Annotated in this window: 5 protein-coding genes; 4 read left to right on the forward strand and 1 reads right to left on the reverse strand. The window is 72.3% G+C overall.

Going from position 1 to position 16,638, the window contains the following annotated elements:
* Positions 1-33 precede the first annotated feature (33 nt).
* Positions 34-6,375: a protein kinase domain-containing protein gene (locus QC283_RS12120; protein ID WP_279561449.1), complete on the reverse strand. Its 6,342-nt coding sequence runs from the start codon at positions 6,373-6,375 to the stop codon at positions 34-36.
* Positions 6,376-6,702: 327 nt separating this feature from the next.
* Between QC283_RS12120 and QC283_RS12125 the strand changes: the two genes are divergently transcribed.
* The 4 genes from QC283_RS12125 to QC283_RS12140 all read left to right on the forward strand — a co-directional run bounded on the left by QC283_RS12125 (position 6,703) and on the right by QC283_RS12140 (position 16,590).
* Entirely contained in the window at positions 6,703-10,365 is a 3,663-nt protein-coding gene (locus QC283_RS12125) for a sigma-70 family RNA polymerase sigma factor (RefSeq protein ID WP_279561450.1), read from the forward strand.
* Positions 10,366-10,430: 65 nt separating this feature from the next.
* Positions 10,431-13,649 carry a helicase-related protein gene (locus QC283_RS12130; RefSeq protein ID WP_279561451.1) on the forward strand — a complete coding sequence of 1,073 codons (3,219 nt, stop codon included), beginning with the start codon at positions 10,431-10,433 and terminating at the stop codon, positions 13,647-13,649.
* A complete protein-coding gene (locus tag QC283_RS12135) occupies positions 13,646-15,508 on the forward strand; it encodes a DUF1998 domain-containing protein (protein ID WP_279561452.1) in 1,863 nt (620 codons plus the stop codon). Before QC283_RS12130 ends, QC283_RS12135 begins: the two co-directional genes overlap by 4 nt.
* Positions 15,505-16,590 (forward strand): DNA helicase, encoded by a 1,086-nt coding sequence (locus tag QC283_RS12140; RefSeq protein WP_279561453.1) that lies wholly within the window; start codon positions 15,505-15,507, stop codon positions 16,588-16,590. Before QC283_RS12135 ends, QC283_RS12140 begins: the two co-directional genes overlap by 4 nt.
* Positions 16,591-16,638: the final 48 nt, after the last annotated feature.

Below are 16,638 nucleotides of genomic sequence, written 5' to 3' on the forward strand. Positions count from 1 at the left end.
GTCGTCAGATCCTTGAGAAGGCAGGGCAGGAGGTCAGTTGGTCGTGGGGGAGCCGAAGCAGTCGGCGTAGGAGGAGGCGAGCGCGTCCCAGTCGTCGCCGGGGCGGAAGCGGACGTACTCCCAGCCGGCGTCGAGGAGGCGTTCCTCGGCGTCCTCGTCGCGCAGGGCGGTCTGCTCCGTGTCGGGCAGGTCGACGAAGACGGCGAGGCGCAGGCCCGGCTGCCGGTAGACGTAGTCGGGTGCGGCGTTGGCCTCGGTGAGGAAGGCGGCGGTCTCCGTCGGCAGGTGAAGGCCCTTTGCCTTCACCCAGCCCAGGAAGTCGCCCGTCTTCGCCAGTTCCGCGGCCGCCGCGGCTTCGACCACCGTCGGCTCGACCACCGTCGGTCCGGCCGGCGCCGGGGTGGTCTGGGCTACCAGGCGCCGGAACTGCTCCGAGCGGGACTCGCCGCGCGCCTCCCGTGTCGCCGTCGCCGACGCGAAGCGGACCAGCAGCGCGGCCACCGTGTGGCGGTTGATGCGGGCGTGGTCGAGCTGGTTGCCGTACGTCAGCAGGCACTCGTAGCAGCCGAGCGCGCAGGCGCGGTCGCCGCGGTGGGACTCGTCGCCCTCGTCCGTGCCGTCGGCGGAGAAGTGGCAGATCTCCAGGGCGCGGCGGGCCGCCTTGGCCACCGCGTCGGTCTCGGCCTGGAGGCGGCGCAGGACCCCCGCGCCGCCCTCCGCGGCCTCCATGAACAGCAGGCGGCGGCGCGGACCGTCGTCCGGGGGCAGCAGCTCCGCCGTCAGCTCGGCGTCCTCCAGCTCGAACGCCGCCTCGATGCCGCGTTCCAGCGCGTACATCAGGGTCAGCGCGATCGGCTCGGGCAGCGCCTCGTCGAGGGTGACGACGAGGATGTTGCGGCGGTCCTCGACGAACGGGATGACCCGCTTCTTGCGGCGCCGCTCGTTGCCGTCGGCGTCGGCGACCGGGAGCTCGCTGGAGTCGCCGGAGGCCTCCGAGGCGTCCTTGTCGTTCATCCAGCGGCCGTCGGCCAGGTCCAGCCAGTAGCCGGCCGGCTCGTCCTTCTTGGCGCGGACCCGGCCGGTGTTGGTGATGCGGACGGTCGCGGAGTCGCCGTAGGCGACCTCGGCGAGCTGTCCGCCCGCCGCGTCGGCGACCGTGGCGTTGAGGCGGCCCCGGCGGGCGCCGTGGTCGTGGAAGCGGTACGACGTCTCCAGCTTGAAGCCGGCCCGGCGGCGCTCCTCCTCGTCCGAGGAGATGCGCTCGCGGCGGGTGGTGTAGACGGTGTGGAGGTGGAGGAGGCCGTACGTCGCCGAGCTCAGCGGTTGGTCGCAGAAGCCGCAGCGGTCCTCGCGCTCCTTCGGGTCGTGGTGGTAGCCGCAGTGCGCGCAGCGGCGGGCCTCGCCCGTCGTCAGCTCGCCGGAGGAGTCGGGCGGGAGCTGGATGCGGGTCACCTGGTAGCGGGCGCCCTCGTGGTAGATGAGCGCGCCGGGGCCGAACTCGCGGATGGCGAGGAAGCGGGGCCGCTGGAGGTAGTCGCCGTCGCCGCGGCGGCGGCCGACCGTCGGGATGTACGCGGCGAGCGGCAGGCGCGGGAAGCTGTAGCCGGGCAGGAAGCCCTCGGAGGCCAGGTAGCGGTACGGGTTGAAGTCCGAGAGGACCGACTTGCTGTCCACGCTCTCGTTCATCAGCAGGTTGAGCTGGGTCTCCGCCTCGCGGCGGCGGGCGTTGGCGCGGATGCGGTCGCCCTCGGTGAGGCTGTAGTCGAGGCGGCGCTTGTTCTGCACGTACTGGTCGTCGAGGGCGGCGCGGAACAGGCTGCGCCAGCGGTCGAAGGCCCGGTCGAAACGCTCCGGGACCGTGCGCACCTTGTCCTGGATCCAGTCGTCGTGCCACCACGTGGTGTCGACGAAGTCGCGGAGGAGCGGGCCGAGGACGCGCAGGGCCGCGTCGACGGTGCGGCGCTGGGCCCCGTCGTCGTACGAGGCGGCCTGGATGTCGGGGAGCAGGTCCAGGGCGGGGTTCGGGCGGTCGCCGGTGTCCGGGTGGGAGACGTCCAGGACGTCCGGGACGGCGCGGCCGAGGCGCAGGCCGGCCTCGGCGATCCAGATGCCCTGGAGGTGGGAGAGGACCAGGTCCTCGTTGGCGAGGTCGAGGCGGGGCGGGGCGACGGCGCCCGCGACCATGCGGTGCGAGCGGCGGAAGTAGTACTGGTCGTGGCTGTTGCCCGTCGCGCAGTACGTGGTGACCAGCGCGGGCTGGCCGCTGCGGCCGGCCCGGCCCGAGCGCTGGGCGTAGTTGGCGGGGGTGGGCGGGACGTTGCGCATCATCACCGCGTTGAGGGACGAGATGTCGACACCCAGCTCCATCGTGGGGGAGCAGTACAGCAGCTTCAGCTCCGCCTTGCGGAAGGCGTCCTCACGCTTCTGCCGGTCCTCGGGGGCGACCTGCGCGGTGTGTTCGCGGGCGAAGAGGCCGGACAGCGCGTTGGCGGTCTCCCGGTACAGCTTGAGGAAGAAGGTGTTGATGCGGGGGCCGTCGCCGCTCTGGTAGGTGCGGGTGAGCGGGTCGTGCGCGCCCGCCTCGCCCTTGCCGGCCCGCCAGACGAGCGACTGGGCCGCGACCCGGTAGCCGGTCGTCGTCGGGCCCGAGGCACGACGGTAGCGGCCGGGGCGCTGCGGGGCGGTCTCGACCTCCTTGACCAGGCCCGCCCCCGTGAGGACCGTCAGCAGCTGGGCGATGATCAGCTGGAGGTCGTCCTGGTCCAGCCCGGCGAAGGAGGTGTCCGCGCGCTTCAGGTACTTGCCGTACTTGCCGCGCGCCGACAGGAAGAGGCTGGAGCGGTCGGCGCCCGGGCGGGACGGGTGCGGGTAGGCGGTGCCGACCCGCGGCTTGTCGCCGGAGGAGAGGACCCAGGGGTCCACCAGCCGTTCCTCGGTGGCGCGTTGGAGGGACTCGAAGGTGTCGTCGCGGAAGTAGGACACGTCGATCGCCAGGGAGCGGCGCATCTCGTTCAGCAGCGTCTTGACGATCTCGGCGCGCAGTGCCGGGTCGGCGTCGCGCAGTGCCGGGTGGGTGGTGTCCCAGCGGTCCTGCTTGCCGGCCACCCAGTGCAGGTCCTCGTAGCCGATCTCCAGCAGGCCCGTCTGCTCCAGGTTGGGCATGGTGATGCGCCAGCCGCGCTCGAGGTCCAGGTACAGCCGGAAGGCGATCACGTCGCGCAGCGTGCGGGCCGCGTTGCGGGCCAGGCCCGGGGCGAGGTCGGTGTCGCCGGTGTAGTCGGCGGGGGAGAGGGCCAGGGTGTTCGTCACCGCCGAGGCCAGCTCCTCGTGGTGCAGGCCGTCCTTGCCGGCGTCCAGGGCCGCCCGGTACAGCGCCCCGCGCAACTGGGTGATCTGCACGAAGTCGTTGAAGTGGCCGGCCTGGAGGGAGGCGTCCTGGCGGTTGTCGACGAAGGTGAGGAGCTTGCGTGCCTCCTTGTCCAGGGCCTCCTCCGGCACCGACTTCAGCGACCGCACGATCGAGGCCGAGACCAGGGAGGTCGCCGAGGAGCGGCCCTCCTGGTCCAGCGTGGCGAGCTTGGCGAAGTCCTTCCCGCGCGTCTGCTCGTACGCCACCCCGCAGTGCAGGCAGAAGAGGAACGGGGACGGGACGAAGGCCGCCTTCAGCTCTCCCTGGCCCTCCTGGCCGTACGGGTCGACGGTCACCGCGCGCGGTACGCGGTCGCGGTAGGAACGCTTGACGACCTCCTGGCCCCTGTCGTCCACCTCCAGCCAGGACTCGGGCAGCCGGCGGTCGTCGACGGCGTACTGGACGTTCGACGGCCACTCCCGCTCGTGGTCGACGTAGAGGTAGCCGTCGCCCTGCCTGCCGCCGGTCGCCGACGTGTCACGGCGGGCCTCGTAGCGGATCTCGCCGTCCTTCTCGGTGCGCCACACCGTCAGGTACTCCTGGCCGCACTCGCGGCAGAACGCCAGCGGCATCAGCAACTTGCCGCCGCTGCCCGGCTGTTCCAGCTGATAGGAGCGGGTGAGGTGACGGGAGAGCTTGTCCTCCAGGGTGACGTACACGGTGTCACCCTTGGAGAGGAACTGGTGCAGCCGGAAAGCGAACAGGGGGCGTTCGGTCACCGGGTGGAGCGCCTGCGAACCGGCCTCCAGGGTGGCGCGGATGGCGGCGACGCAGTCCGTCTCGGGGACGCCCGACCGCTCGCTCAGTTCCTTCGCCGCGATCTCGATCTTCGCCGGCTGCTGCCGCACCAGACGGCCCGACTCCTCGTCCTCGACCAGGCCGAAGCGGCTCTCGATCCAGCGGGCCAGCGGGTCGCGTACGAGGTCGTCGTAGGCGCGCGGGGCGGCGGGGGAGATCAGGCGCTCGGCCGGTACGGTCTCGGGTGCCTCGCCGGTCGCGCGGACCAGGGTCTCGCCGATGACGTGTTCCGGCCGCACCCGCGTGCCGAACAGGGTGCTCGCCACCTCGGCGACCACCTTGCGCTGGTCGTCCAGTGTGCCCTCGGTCGACATGGTGGCCGAGGTGCCGATGCACTGGAGGTCCCCGGCCTGGCAGGCCTCGCGGACGCGGCGGATGAGCAGGGCCACGTCGGCGCCCTGACGCCCGCGGTAGGTGTGGAGTTCGTCGAAGACCAGGAACTCCAGGCCCCGCGCCATCCGGATCAGGCTCGCCCGGTCGGCGGGGCGGGTGAGCATCAGCTCCAGCATCACGTAGTTGGTGAGCAGGATGTCCGGCGGGTTGTCGCGGATCTCGCGGCGCTTCTCGTCGTCCTCCTGGCCCGTGTAACGGGCGAAGGTGACCGGCTCCTTGCCGTCGCCGTAGCCGTCGCGCAGGTACTTCTCCAGCTCGCGCAGCTGGCTGTTGGCGAGCGCGTTCATCGGGTAGACGATGATCGCCCGCACACGCTTGGGTGCGTCGGGACCCTCCTGGTCGCGTTCGCGCAGCACCTTGTCGACGATCGGGACGATGTACGAGAGCGACTTGCCGGAGCCGGTGCCGGTCGTCAGGACGTACGAGGCCTGCGAGGCGGCGGCGTCGATGGCGTCGCGTTGGTGGCGGTGGAGGGTGAGCGGACGGCCGTCGCAGACGGTGCCGCCCTCGGTCTTCTTCGCCTGGAAGATGCGGGCGCACTCGGCGTGCAGCACCTTCTGCTGGGCGAGCTCGACCACGGTGCCGCCGCCCTGGAAGAACGGGTTGAGCGAAAGCCACGGGTCCGGCCACTGCGACTTGGCGTCGAGGTCCTTCTCGACGTAGTCCGCGACCCGGTCGTCGCGGATGACGGTGCCGCCCTCGGTGAAGGAGCGGTAGTCCTTGATGAGCGTCCGGTGAACACCGAAGACGTCCATGACGGCGCCCGGGGAAGCCGCCGCTTGGGAGGCGGCCTCCTCCGGGGCGGCGGGGGACACGGAGGCCGGCGCCGGGGCGGCCTCCCGCAGGGGGACCGTCGGGTCGAGGGCGCCCCAGTGCGGCAGCAAGTCCTCGGCGCCGGCCAGGGCGAGCGGGAGCAGCGCGTCCCGCACGGACACCGCGTCGGCGGGACGGTCCGCCGGGTCCTTGGCCAGCAGGCGCTCGACCAGCCGGGCGAGCTCGACGGGTACCTCGCCGCGGATCACCCGGACGGGAGCGGGCTGCTGGTTGACGTGCCGGCCGGCGAGCTCGTACGCGGACTCGCTGGTGAACGGGGGGACACCGACGAGCATCTCGTAGAGCACGCAGCCCAGCGCGTAGAGGTCGGCGGCCTGGGTGACCTGCTTGGCCAGGCACTGCTCGGGGGCCATGTAGCGGGCGGTGCCCACACTGACGCCGGTGCTGGTCAGCCGGGTCTGGTCCGGGTCGTCGACGATGCTGCCCATGCCGAAGTCGAGGACCTTGACCGTGCCGCCCTGGGTGAGCATCACGTTGGCGGGCTTCAGATCGCGGTGCACGATTCCGGCGGCGTGGGCAGTGGCGAGGCCGGCGGCGACCTGAGCGGCGATGGCGGCGGCCCAGGAGACGGGCAGCTGCGGTTCCTCCTCGACGAGGTCGCGCAGGGTCTCGCCGTCCAGGAACTCCATGGCCAGGTAGGGCAGGCCCGCGAGTGCTCCGGCGTCCTCGTCGATACCGCCGGCCACGAGGCGGGTGAGGTTGGGATGCAGCAGCCGGCGCATGATCCGCACCTCGCGGTTGAACCGCTGCACGGCCTTCGCGTCGCCGCCGGTGTCGATCTGCGCCCCGGTGCGGCGGCGCAGGATGGTCTTGACAGCGACGGTGCGTTCCGGCGCCCCCTCCGCGGCCTGGAGGTCCTCCGCCTGATGGACCTCCCCCATGTTGCCCCTGCCGATGACACGCCCGACGCGGAATCTGCCGCCGACCAGCCCGTGGCTCACTGCCGCTCCTTAGTCCTATGTCCCGCGTCGGCGGACGGTTGCGTCCGCGCGCGGGAAGCCCCCTGACCCGCTGCCGCACGCCCGTCCTCGCGGGCTCCCGCCGTTCGTCGTAGTTCGTCGTAGTTCGTCGTCGATCGTCGTGGTCATCGTGGCAGAGGAACGGTGCGGCGAGCCTCACCGTACACGAAGCAGGTAAAGAGCGGTAGTGATTCGTCTGTTGACATCATCAACGCATCGCTCTAGCGTCATCTGTGAAACGCCTTGGGGGTGGACGGGATGACGCTGCGAGCGGCGGGTGGGACAGGCTCGCCCGGCATAAGGGCTGCGATGGGCGAGCTGTTGGTGCGGCTGCGGCAGGCCGCTGTGAAGGGTGTCGTCCCGGAGAGTGCCTTCCTGGAGGGCGTGCGCGAGCTGTCGCTCGGCGACGGCGAGCGAGAGCGACTGCGTGACGAGCTGGCCCTGCTGGGACTGCCCGTGCGGGACATGCCTCTGCACACAGAGGGCGACAAGCGGAATGGTGAAAAGGTTGCACCGGATGGTGAGGAAAATGTGTTCCCTCGTATTCGGGCCGTGCGGAGTCTGCTAACGCGATACGCGGACGCCGACGGGTGCGTCACCCTGCCGGTCATGGACGGCGTGACCCGACTGGCCGGGCTCAGCGCGCGGGAGGCCGCCCTCCTGCGTGCCCAGGTGCAGGTGCGAGGCCGTGTCCTGGACGACGACGGTGCCGAAGCCGCCGACGAGCCGGGAACCGCCCTGGAGGGAACGCGGCCCCTCCAGGAAGTGGAATCCGCCGGAGGCGATCGCGCCGGAGCCACGGCGACCGGTTCGTCGGACGGGGAACCGGACATGGAATCGGACGAGGGACCGGACGAGGCACCGGACCTGGGACTCACGGCGGACCTGCCCCGCGGAGACCTCGCCGACGCCGTGGCCGCCGCGCACGCCGTGCTGGACCGGGACCGGCGTGAACGGCGTCCCGGCGCCCGTCTGCTGGACGCGCAGGCGGAGGTCGGTCTGTCCGTGCTGCTGAGGGGCGGGCCGGACCGGATCGGCGAGGAGCCGACCGAGGACGATCTGAAGGCGCTGGCGCCGCAGGACCTCAGAATCCGTGCTCGGGACTGTCTGGTCGTACACAACCAGCGCCTCGTGCACTCCCTGGTCCGGCCCTACCTCGAACAGGGCCTTGACTACGAGGACCTGCTCCAGCACGGCTTCCTGGGCCTGCTCAGGGCCGCGCGCAAGTTCGACGCCAGCAAGGGCTTCAAGTTCTCGACCTACGCCACCTGGTGGATCCGGCAGTCCATCACCCGGGCCATCGCCGACGAGGGCGCCGTGATCCGGATTCCGGTCCACATGCACGAGCAGATGCGCAAGGTGGCCAGGGCGGAACGGGACCTGATGAGCCAGGGCCGTCCGGCGACCGCTGCCGACGTGGCGGTGGCGTGCGACATGACCCTGCGGAAGGTGGAGGAGATACGGCGCCTCACCCGCCGCACCGACTCCCTCGACCGTGTCATCGGCGACGGCGCGACGCTGGCGGACTTCGTGGGGCGGACGCACACGTTGCCGTCGGTGGAGCAGCAGGTGGTCAGAGACCAGTACATGCGGGATGTGCTGAACGTGGTGGACACGTTCACCGAACGGGAGGCGCGCATCCTCGTGCGACGCCTCGGGCTCGACGGGGACGAGCCCTCGACCCTGGACGAGCTCGGAAGCGAGTTCGGCGTCACGCGGGAGCGCATCCGGCAGATCGCGGGGAAGGCACGTCCGGCGTTGCTGGTACGGCTGCGCGAGGCGGGGCTCGTGGGTGGGGACGCCGTGTATGAGGCAGCCGAGCGTAATGCGGAGGAGGCGGCCGAGGCCGAACGCGCGGAACGGTTCGCGCGTGCCACCAGGGCGGCCCGGACCGCACGTGCCCGACTCGCCCTGCGCAGAGTCAGGGCAGAACGCCTCGCCCGGGCCACCGCAGAGCGAGGACTGGAGACCGCGGTTTCGGTGCGGACAGCGGGGGCGGCGGATGAAAGGGAAGAGGGCGGCGGCGCGCCGATCGGTGGGCCGGAGCCGGAAATCCAGGATGTGGTGACTGAAAAGACCTCACCGGTCGACGAGGAGACCGGCGACGCTGCGGTGTCGGACGTGGTCGTCGCCGACTGGGAGCATGCCTGCCGACTGGCGCAAGCACCTGTTGACCAGATCTCGTGGCTCGCGGACTACGCACGGGCGGCCGTGGGGGACGAGGGGTTGGTCGCGCTGCTGGGGCAGTCGGCTGCCGACGCGGTGGCGCGGGGCGCCCGGGACGGCGTACCGCTGCCACGTCCGGTGCTGACGGCACTGGAAGTACTGCGGCGCGTCTGCGACGCCGTGGCGGAGGCCGGGCGGAGACCGGAGGACTTCTTCGACCGCCCCGCCGAAGCACTGCGCGGGGTGACACCTCGCGCCTACCTCGAAAACAACCCTCTGGTGAACGGCGAATCGCGGCTGGCAGTGCGTGACGCCCTGCGGGAGTTCCTCGCCGCAGAGGCTTCTCCTGCCGAGCCGGAGCCGGAGCCCGTGTCGGAGGGGCGGGAGGCGGAGCCGGCGGAGAAGTCACAAGAGACGAAACCGCAGGAGACGGAACCGCAGGAAACGGAACCGCAGGAAACGGAATCTCCGGCCGGGACGATGCCTCAGACCACCGCCGACTGGGACAAGGCCCGGGCGTTGCCGCGGCCGCCCCTGGGCGGAGGCGTGGCCTGGCTCGCCGAATACGCGGTGCTGGCCCTCGGGCACCTGCAACTGTCGGTGCTGCTCGGTTCGTCCGTCACGGACTCCGTGGTGCGGGCCGCACGGCAGCGCGGGATGCTGGACCGCCCCGTGGTGGAGGCTCTCGAGGTGCTCAGGGAAGTCCTCGACGCGGTCAAGCGTGCGGAGATCCGGCCCGAGCACTTCTTCGAGAAGCCCGCCGACGCGCTGCTCGGTGCGACCCCTCGGGCATACCTCGCGACCAAGCCCCTGGTGCACGCCGCCTCGCGTCTGGCCGTCCGTGATGCTCTGCGGGAGCTCGTCGCGGCGCCTCCGGTGCGTGCCGAGTCCGCGCCCCCTGACAGGGGTGACCGCGTCAGCGCGTCCAAGGCCGAGGCGTCCGACGCAGGGCATGAGCGCTCGGCGCCGATCGCCGCGAAGACCGCTCCGGTCGAGCAGCCGGCGGTCGAAGAGCCGGCGGTCGAGCAGCCGGCGGTCGACGTCGAGGAACGGCTTGCCGCTGCGCGGGTCCGGCACGAGGCCGAACTCGCCCTGCTGGCACGGGAACACGAGCGCCGGCTGAGCGACGTGCGAGGCGCCGCCGACGAGCGTGTCGCGGCCGTCCGGGCGGAGGCCGAGCGCCGGCTCGACGCGCTCGAAGAGGAGCTGCTGCACCGTGCGGACCGAGCCCTCAACCGGCGCGAGGCGCATGTGCGGCGGCAGGCCGAGGAGCACCTCGCGCACCTCAAGGAGCAGCACCGTGAGTCGTACGAGGCGTTGCTGCACAGGGCGGAACGCGCCGAGGAAGCCGCCCGGCAGGCGGTCGGCGAGGTACAGCGGGCGGACGAGCTGGAGCAGAGACTGCGCGACTACCGCGAGGGCGCCGAGGCCCGCGTCCAGGGCTTCGAGTCACGGATGCGGCAGGCGCAGGCAGCCGCCACCGAGCGGGAGGGAGCCGCCGCGTCGGCCCGGGAGGAATACCGCCAGGGTGTGCAGGTGCGGGTCGCCGAGATGGAGGCGCGGCTGCGGGAGGCCGAGGCGGCCGTCGCACAGCGGGACCTGTTCGTGGAGGCGGCCCGCCGGAGCGCCGAGGAGGCCGAGCAGCAGGCGGCACAGCGCATCGCGCAGAGCGAGCACAACGCCTGGCTCCGCGTCACCGATCTGCAGACGCAGCTCAGCACCGTCCAGGCGGAACTGGCCGCCGCGCAGGAAGCGGCGGCTGCCCAGAGCCGCACCTCGCTGCGGGACCGCTGGCGCCGGTCATGAGCAGCGCGTCCGCCGCACCCGTCAGTCCGTCCGAGCACTTCACAGGCCCGACCACCAGGAACACCATGGATCCCCGACAGGAACTCGTCACCTACCTGCGACGGCAGCTCGTCGGCCCGGTCGGCGGTGACCGGGAGACACTCGACGCCCCGCCCGACCGGCAGTACCTCATGGGCACCCTGTATCCGCAGGAGGCGGACCTCCAGCGCCAGTTGGACGTGGCCGCCGAGGAACTGGAGGGCGCCGGCACCGAGGGGCGGGCCGAGGACACCGCGCCCGCCACCGACCCCGTTCCCGAGTCCAACGCCTGGCTGCCCTCCTCCCTCGGGTTCAGCTTCTACACCGACGCGGACACCGTGGAGATCGACTGCTCCGCCGCCCGCTACGAGACCCGCGCCCGTACCGGTGAGCGCGGCCGGAACTGGCAGCGGATTCCGCTGACCGCCGAGACGCACCGGCTCGCCCCGGGGAAGGACCACGTCACGGTGCTGGACGGGCGCGCCGAACTCCGCGTACGCCGTCGGGTCTTCGGGACCGGTCGGCTCGTCACGGTCGCACTGGTCAACGCCGCCGCGCACGAACCCGACCTCGGCAAGGCCGCCCAGTGGGACCGGATGCTGTTCCAGGTGGAGCTGCGCGCCCGGCCCGTGGGCGGCAGGGTGCTCCAGTACCCGAGCGTCCGCCTGGCCAGTCGCGATCCGGAGGAGCAGGAACTCCGCCTCCAGTACCGGCACGTCCGCACGCACGCCGTCGGCCACGGATGCGCGGTCGCGGAACGGTACGACGACGCCGGTGAACAGGTGACCGAGCTGAGTGCGGCCGTCCTGCCGGAGGCCGAGGTCACCGGCGTACGGGCCGCGGGGCTCAGTGGCTCGCCGGTGCTCGATCTCCTCCACCTCGCTGATCCCGCCGTGTCGGTCGATCAACTCCGCGAGGAACTGGCCGAGTTCGCGGCGGACTACCGGGCGTGGTACGTCGGACAGCTGAACGCCGACGTGCCCGGGTGGGGGCGTGAGGCCGCCGCCCGCGTCCTCGACCGCATCGGCACCGCCGTCACCCGCATCGAGTCCGGCGTCCGCACCCTCTGCGACCCGCGCCGCCCCGAACTGCTGCACGCCTTCCGCGCCGCCAACCGTGCCATGGCCCTGCAGATGCGCCACACCGCACCCGACCTGGCGGGTAGCCGGCGCTCGCCCCGCGAAGCCGTACCGCACGATCCCGAGCCGAAGCCGGGAGCCACCTGGCGCCCCTTCCAGCTGGCGTTCTTCCTGCTCGCCGTGGATGGCACGGCCGACCCCCGGCACGCGGACCGGGCCGTGACGGACCTGATCTGGTTCCCGACCGGCGGTGGCAAGACCGAGGCGTATCTGCTGCTGGCCGCCTTCGCGATCGTGCTGCGTCGCGGCCGGCCGGACGGCGGGGGTACCGCCGTGCTCAGCCGTTACACCCTCAGTCTGCTCACCACCCAGCAGTTCCAGCGCGCCGCCACCACCGTCTGCGCCCTGGAGACGCTGCGCCGCGCGGATCCGGCGGCCTACGGCGAGGAGCCGTTCTCCATCGGTCTGTGGGTCGGCGAGACCACCACCCCGAACACGTACGACAAGGCCCGCACGGCCTTCGAGAACGCCCGCCAGGCCGCCCAGCCCGACGACGTCTTCATTCTCGACCGCTGCCCGTGGTGCGGCACCCGCGTTCTGCCCGCCCACAAGTCGCCCGACATCGGCGACTACGGCGTTCGCGCCACGGCCGACTCCTTCGCCTTCTTCTGCCCGCGACAGGAGTGCGTCTTCCACGACGAACTGCCCGTCGCCGTCGTGGACGAGCACCTCTACGACCGGCCGCCGACGTTCGTCCTCGGGACCGTGGACAAGTTCGCCCGGCTCGCCTGGGAGCCGCGCGCGGGACGACTGTTCGGCACGGGCGGGGCGAGCACGGGCCGTGCGGGCGGGGCGAGCAGGGGAAGTGGCGGCGGGGCGAGCGTGGGGAGTGGCGGCGGGGCGAGTGCGGGTGGCGCCGGGAACCTGCCGCCGTCGCTCGTCATCCAGGACGAGCTGCACCTGCTCACCGGCCCGCTCGGCACCACCGTCGGCCTGTACGAGTCCGCCGTCCTCGGACTGTGCGCCGGCCCCGACGGCACCGGCCCCAAGGTCGTGGCGTCCACGGCCACCATCCGCCGCTCCGGGGAACAGGTCCGCGCCCTGTACGGCGGCGGAGGCGTCCAGCTCTTCCCGCCGGCCGGACTCGACGCCCGCCACTCCTACTTCGCGGAACCCGACACGTCCAAGCCCGGCCGCCGCTACCTGGGCGTCATGGCCCAGGGCCACACGGCCGGCCGCGCCGCCGTGGCCACCGCAGCCGCCCTGCTCCAGGGCGCGTGGGAACTGCCCGAGGAGCACCGGGACGCCTACTGGACGCTGGTCGCCTACCACCACAGCCTGCGCGAGCTCGGCCGCACCGTCACGGCCGCGGCCGACGACATCCCCGCCCAGCTCGCCGGACTCGACACGGGCAGCGGAGTACGGGAACTGGCGGACAACCAGGTGCAGGAACTGACCAGCAACCTCCCGCGCGCCGAACAGCCCGTCCTGCTCGACCGGCTGGAGAAGGACTGGGACGACCCGCAGTCGGTGTCCTTCCTGCCCTGCACGAACATGCTGTCCGTGGGCGTCGACGTCAAGCGACTCGCGCTGATGCTGATGCAGGGGCAGCCCAAGACGACCGCCGAGTACATCCAGGCCACCAGCCGGGTCGGCCGGCACACCGTGCCCGGACTCGTCGTGACGTTCTTCAACGCCACCCGGCCCAGGGACCGTTCGCACTACGAGACCTTCGACGTGTACCACCGGTCCCTGTACCGGCACGTCGAACCGACCAGTGTCACCCCCTGGTCCGTGCCCTCCAGGCGGCGCGCCCTGCACGCCGCGCTGGTCGTCCTCGTACGGCACCGGCTCGGGCTCGCCGCCGAGAACCAGGCCGGGCAGGTCCTGGAACGCCTCCCCGAGGTGGAGGCCCTCGCGGAGGAACTGGCCGTACGGGCCGAGGCCGCCGAACCGGCCATCGGCGACGCCGTCCGCAAGGAAGTCGCGGGACTGATCGCCGACTGGGAGGACGCGGCGCGCGAGGCCCGCAAGGACGGCCGCGAGCTGTACTACCGCAGCCAGGGCAAGGGCCAGTCCAACCTGATCAAGAGCTTCGAGCAGAACTACGGCCTGTGGGAGACACCGAACTCCATGCGCAACGTGGACCGGGAATGCCAGGTGACGGTGAAGGGAGCCGACCTGTGAGCCGCACACTGCGGGTACGCCAGTCGCAGACGGTGGTGCCGTTCGGCGTCGGAGCCGTCTTCGACATCCAGGGCGAGTCCTTCGTCGCCACCGGCATCGGAGACTGGCCGACCAGGGGCAGGCAGAAGCTCGAGTCCCCGCGTCTCGCCTCCCGCCTGGGCGTCACCGGCTTCTACGCCGCACCGGCGGCCGCCGGCGACCGCTTCGACGTCCCCGACGCCCCGGGAGCGCCGTACATCCGTTTCCCGTCCTGGCTGTTCTGCGGTTCCTGCCGCCGGATGAAGCGCTGGCGGATCGCCGACGAGAAGCCCGGGCAGCCGCCGCGCTGCCCGTCCTGCTCGCCGGCGCGGACCCTGGCGCCGATGCGGTTCGTGCAGATCTGCCAGGCCGGGCATCTCAGCGACGTCGACTGGTGGTTCTGGGCGCACTCGCGGCGTGACGCCGGGGAACGACGGCGGTGCGAGGAGCGCGACAGACTGCGCTTCCTCGTCTCCGAGCGGGCCTCCGGCCTCGAGGCGCTCTCCGTCGCCTGCACCGCCAAGGGGTGCGGCGCGTCCCGGGACCTGCTCGACATCCTCGGCACGCACGGCCTGCGCTGCTCGGGGCGCAACCCGTGGCAGCGGGCGAACGAGCGGACGGAGTGCCCCCGGCCCGTACAGATCGTGCAGCGCACGGCAGGCAACCTGTACTACCCGATCGTCCACTCGGCACTCGACATCCCCGAGTCCGACGTACCGGCCGACCACGGCGACGAGAGGCTCGCGGCCGAGGTGCGGGAACACGACCTGTGGGTGTCGTTGTGCCGGGTGGCCGCCACGCCGCGCGCGGGGGTGTTCCGGACGATGATCCAGGAGGACACCGGCGCCGACGACGCTCTCCTGGACGCGCTGATCGCCGAGGAGACGGGGCAGCCAGTCCCCTCTCCCGAGGCGCTGTCCTCCGATGCGCAGGGCGGGCCGGCCCGCCCCGATCTCAGCCGCGAGGAGTGGGCTGCCTTCACCGCGCCCGTCCCGCCCGCCACCCGGGACTTCGCGCTGCGCGAGACCACCCTCGGTCTGGCCGGGGAGACCGCCGACCCGTGGGCCGCCCTCGGCCGCCGGTTCGGCAGGATCGTCCTCGCCGACCGGCTCCGCGAGGTGCGCGCCCTCTCCGGCTTCAGCCGGGTCTCCCCGGACGCTCCCCCCGTACCGGTCGACACCGCCCGCCGCCTCAAGTGGCTACCGGCGGTGGAGGTGTTCGGCGAGGGGATCTTCCTGACTCTCGACCCGGCCGGGCTGGCGGACTGGGAGGCGGACGGGAACGTACGGCAGCGTGTCACCGGCATGCGGGCCGACCTGGCCCGCTCCTTCCAACGGGACCGCCTGGAGGCCCTGACCGGCCCGGAACTCGCGCCGCGCTTCGTCCTCCTCCACACCCTCGCGCACCTGCTGATCCGTCAGCTCTCCTTCGAGTCCGGATACACCACCGCGAGCCTGCGCGAGCGCGTGTACGCCCGACCCGGGCAAAACCAGTACGGCATCCTCGTCTACACGGCAGCGGGCGACGCCGAAGGCACCCTCGGCGGGCTGGTCCGCCAGGGCGAGCTCCCGCGACTGGCGGAGACACTCCTGCGCATGACGGAGGCCGCCGCCTGGTGCTCGGCCGACCCGCTCTGCGCCGAGCACACCGGCCAGGGCTTCGGCAACCTCAACCGCGCGGCCTGCCACGCCTGTGCCCTGCTGCCCGAAACCAGCTGCGAGACCGGCAACACCCTCCTGGACCGCGCCCTCGTCGTCGGTGGCGAGCACGTGCCCGGCTACCTGCAGTCCATCGTCACCGCCGCACGCGCCGCCGCCGCCGACGCACTGGAGCAGGCATGACCCTCACCTACCTCGACCTCACCCCCGATCAGCGGGCCGGCCTCGACGCCCTGCCCTTCGACGGCAACCACCTGGTCAGCGGCCCGCCGGGCAGCGGCAAGAGCCTGCTGGCGGCACAGCGGGCCGTCATGCTCGCCCTCACCGGAACTCCGGCCGTGGTGCTCACCCGTTCCAACCTGCTGCGCCAGTCGCTGGCCGCGACGGTCCACGCCCTGGGCCCCGCCGACCGCAGCGTGCGCGTCACGACCGCACACGCCTGGCTCGCCGAGTGGTACGGCGGCAAGGCTTCGCGCAGCGCCGACGGCTGGTACGACTGGCACACGCTGTTCGACCGGGCCGCCGACACCGGACCCGTTCCCGGCCTCACCCTGGTCGTCGACGAGGGCCAGGACCTGCCGCCCGAGTTCTACCTGCTCTGCCGGATGCTCGGGGCCCGTACGACGGTCTACGCGGACGAATGCCAGCGCCTCACCGAGACCCACTCCACCCTCGCCGAGATCGCCCGGAACCTCGGCCGCTGCACCCGGCACGAACTCGACGGCAACCATCGCAACACCGAGCAGATCGCGTCCTTCGCCGCCCACTTCCACACGGGCGCCGGAGCGCCGGTCCTGCCCGACCGGCAGGGGCCGCCGCCGCGGCTGCACCGCTTCCCCGAGCGCGGCGCCGCGGACCTGCTGGCACTCCTGGCAGAGCGGCGTCCGAAGGACACCATCGGCGTGATCGTGGCCTCCAAGCACACCCAGTTCTCACTGCTCGGCAGCCTGGCCCGCCGAGCGCCACGACTGAAGCCCCAGCTCTACACGTCCGAGGCGAAAGGCGGTCAGTACCGCAACCTCGACCTCGGCCGCCCGGGCATCGTCATCGTCCACCGGGCCAGCGCCAAGGGGCTCGGTTTCGACACGGTCGTGATTCCCGACACCCACACGGACGCGGCCGGCGACCCCTCCGCCGCCGCCCTGCGCATGACGTACTACGTCCTGGCGACCAGGGCCCGGCGCGAGCTCCACCTCGGATACGAGGGGGAGTCGGAGCCCCCGCTGCTGGCCCAGGTGGGCAAGGGCGAACTGATGCGCGGCTGAGGGAACGGTCGGAGTGGCGGGACACCACCCGAGGGGAGGCGGGCGGCG

Origin of the sequence: Streptomyces sp. DH41 (assembly GCF_029813785.1) — a bacterium.
Classification (GTDB): Bacteria; Actinomycetota; Actinomycetes; order Streptomycetales; family Streptomycetaceae; genus Streptomyces.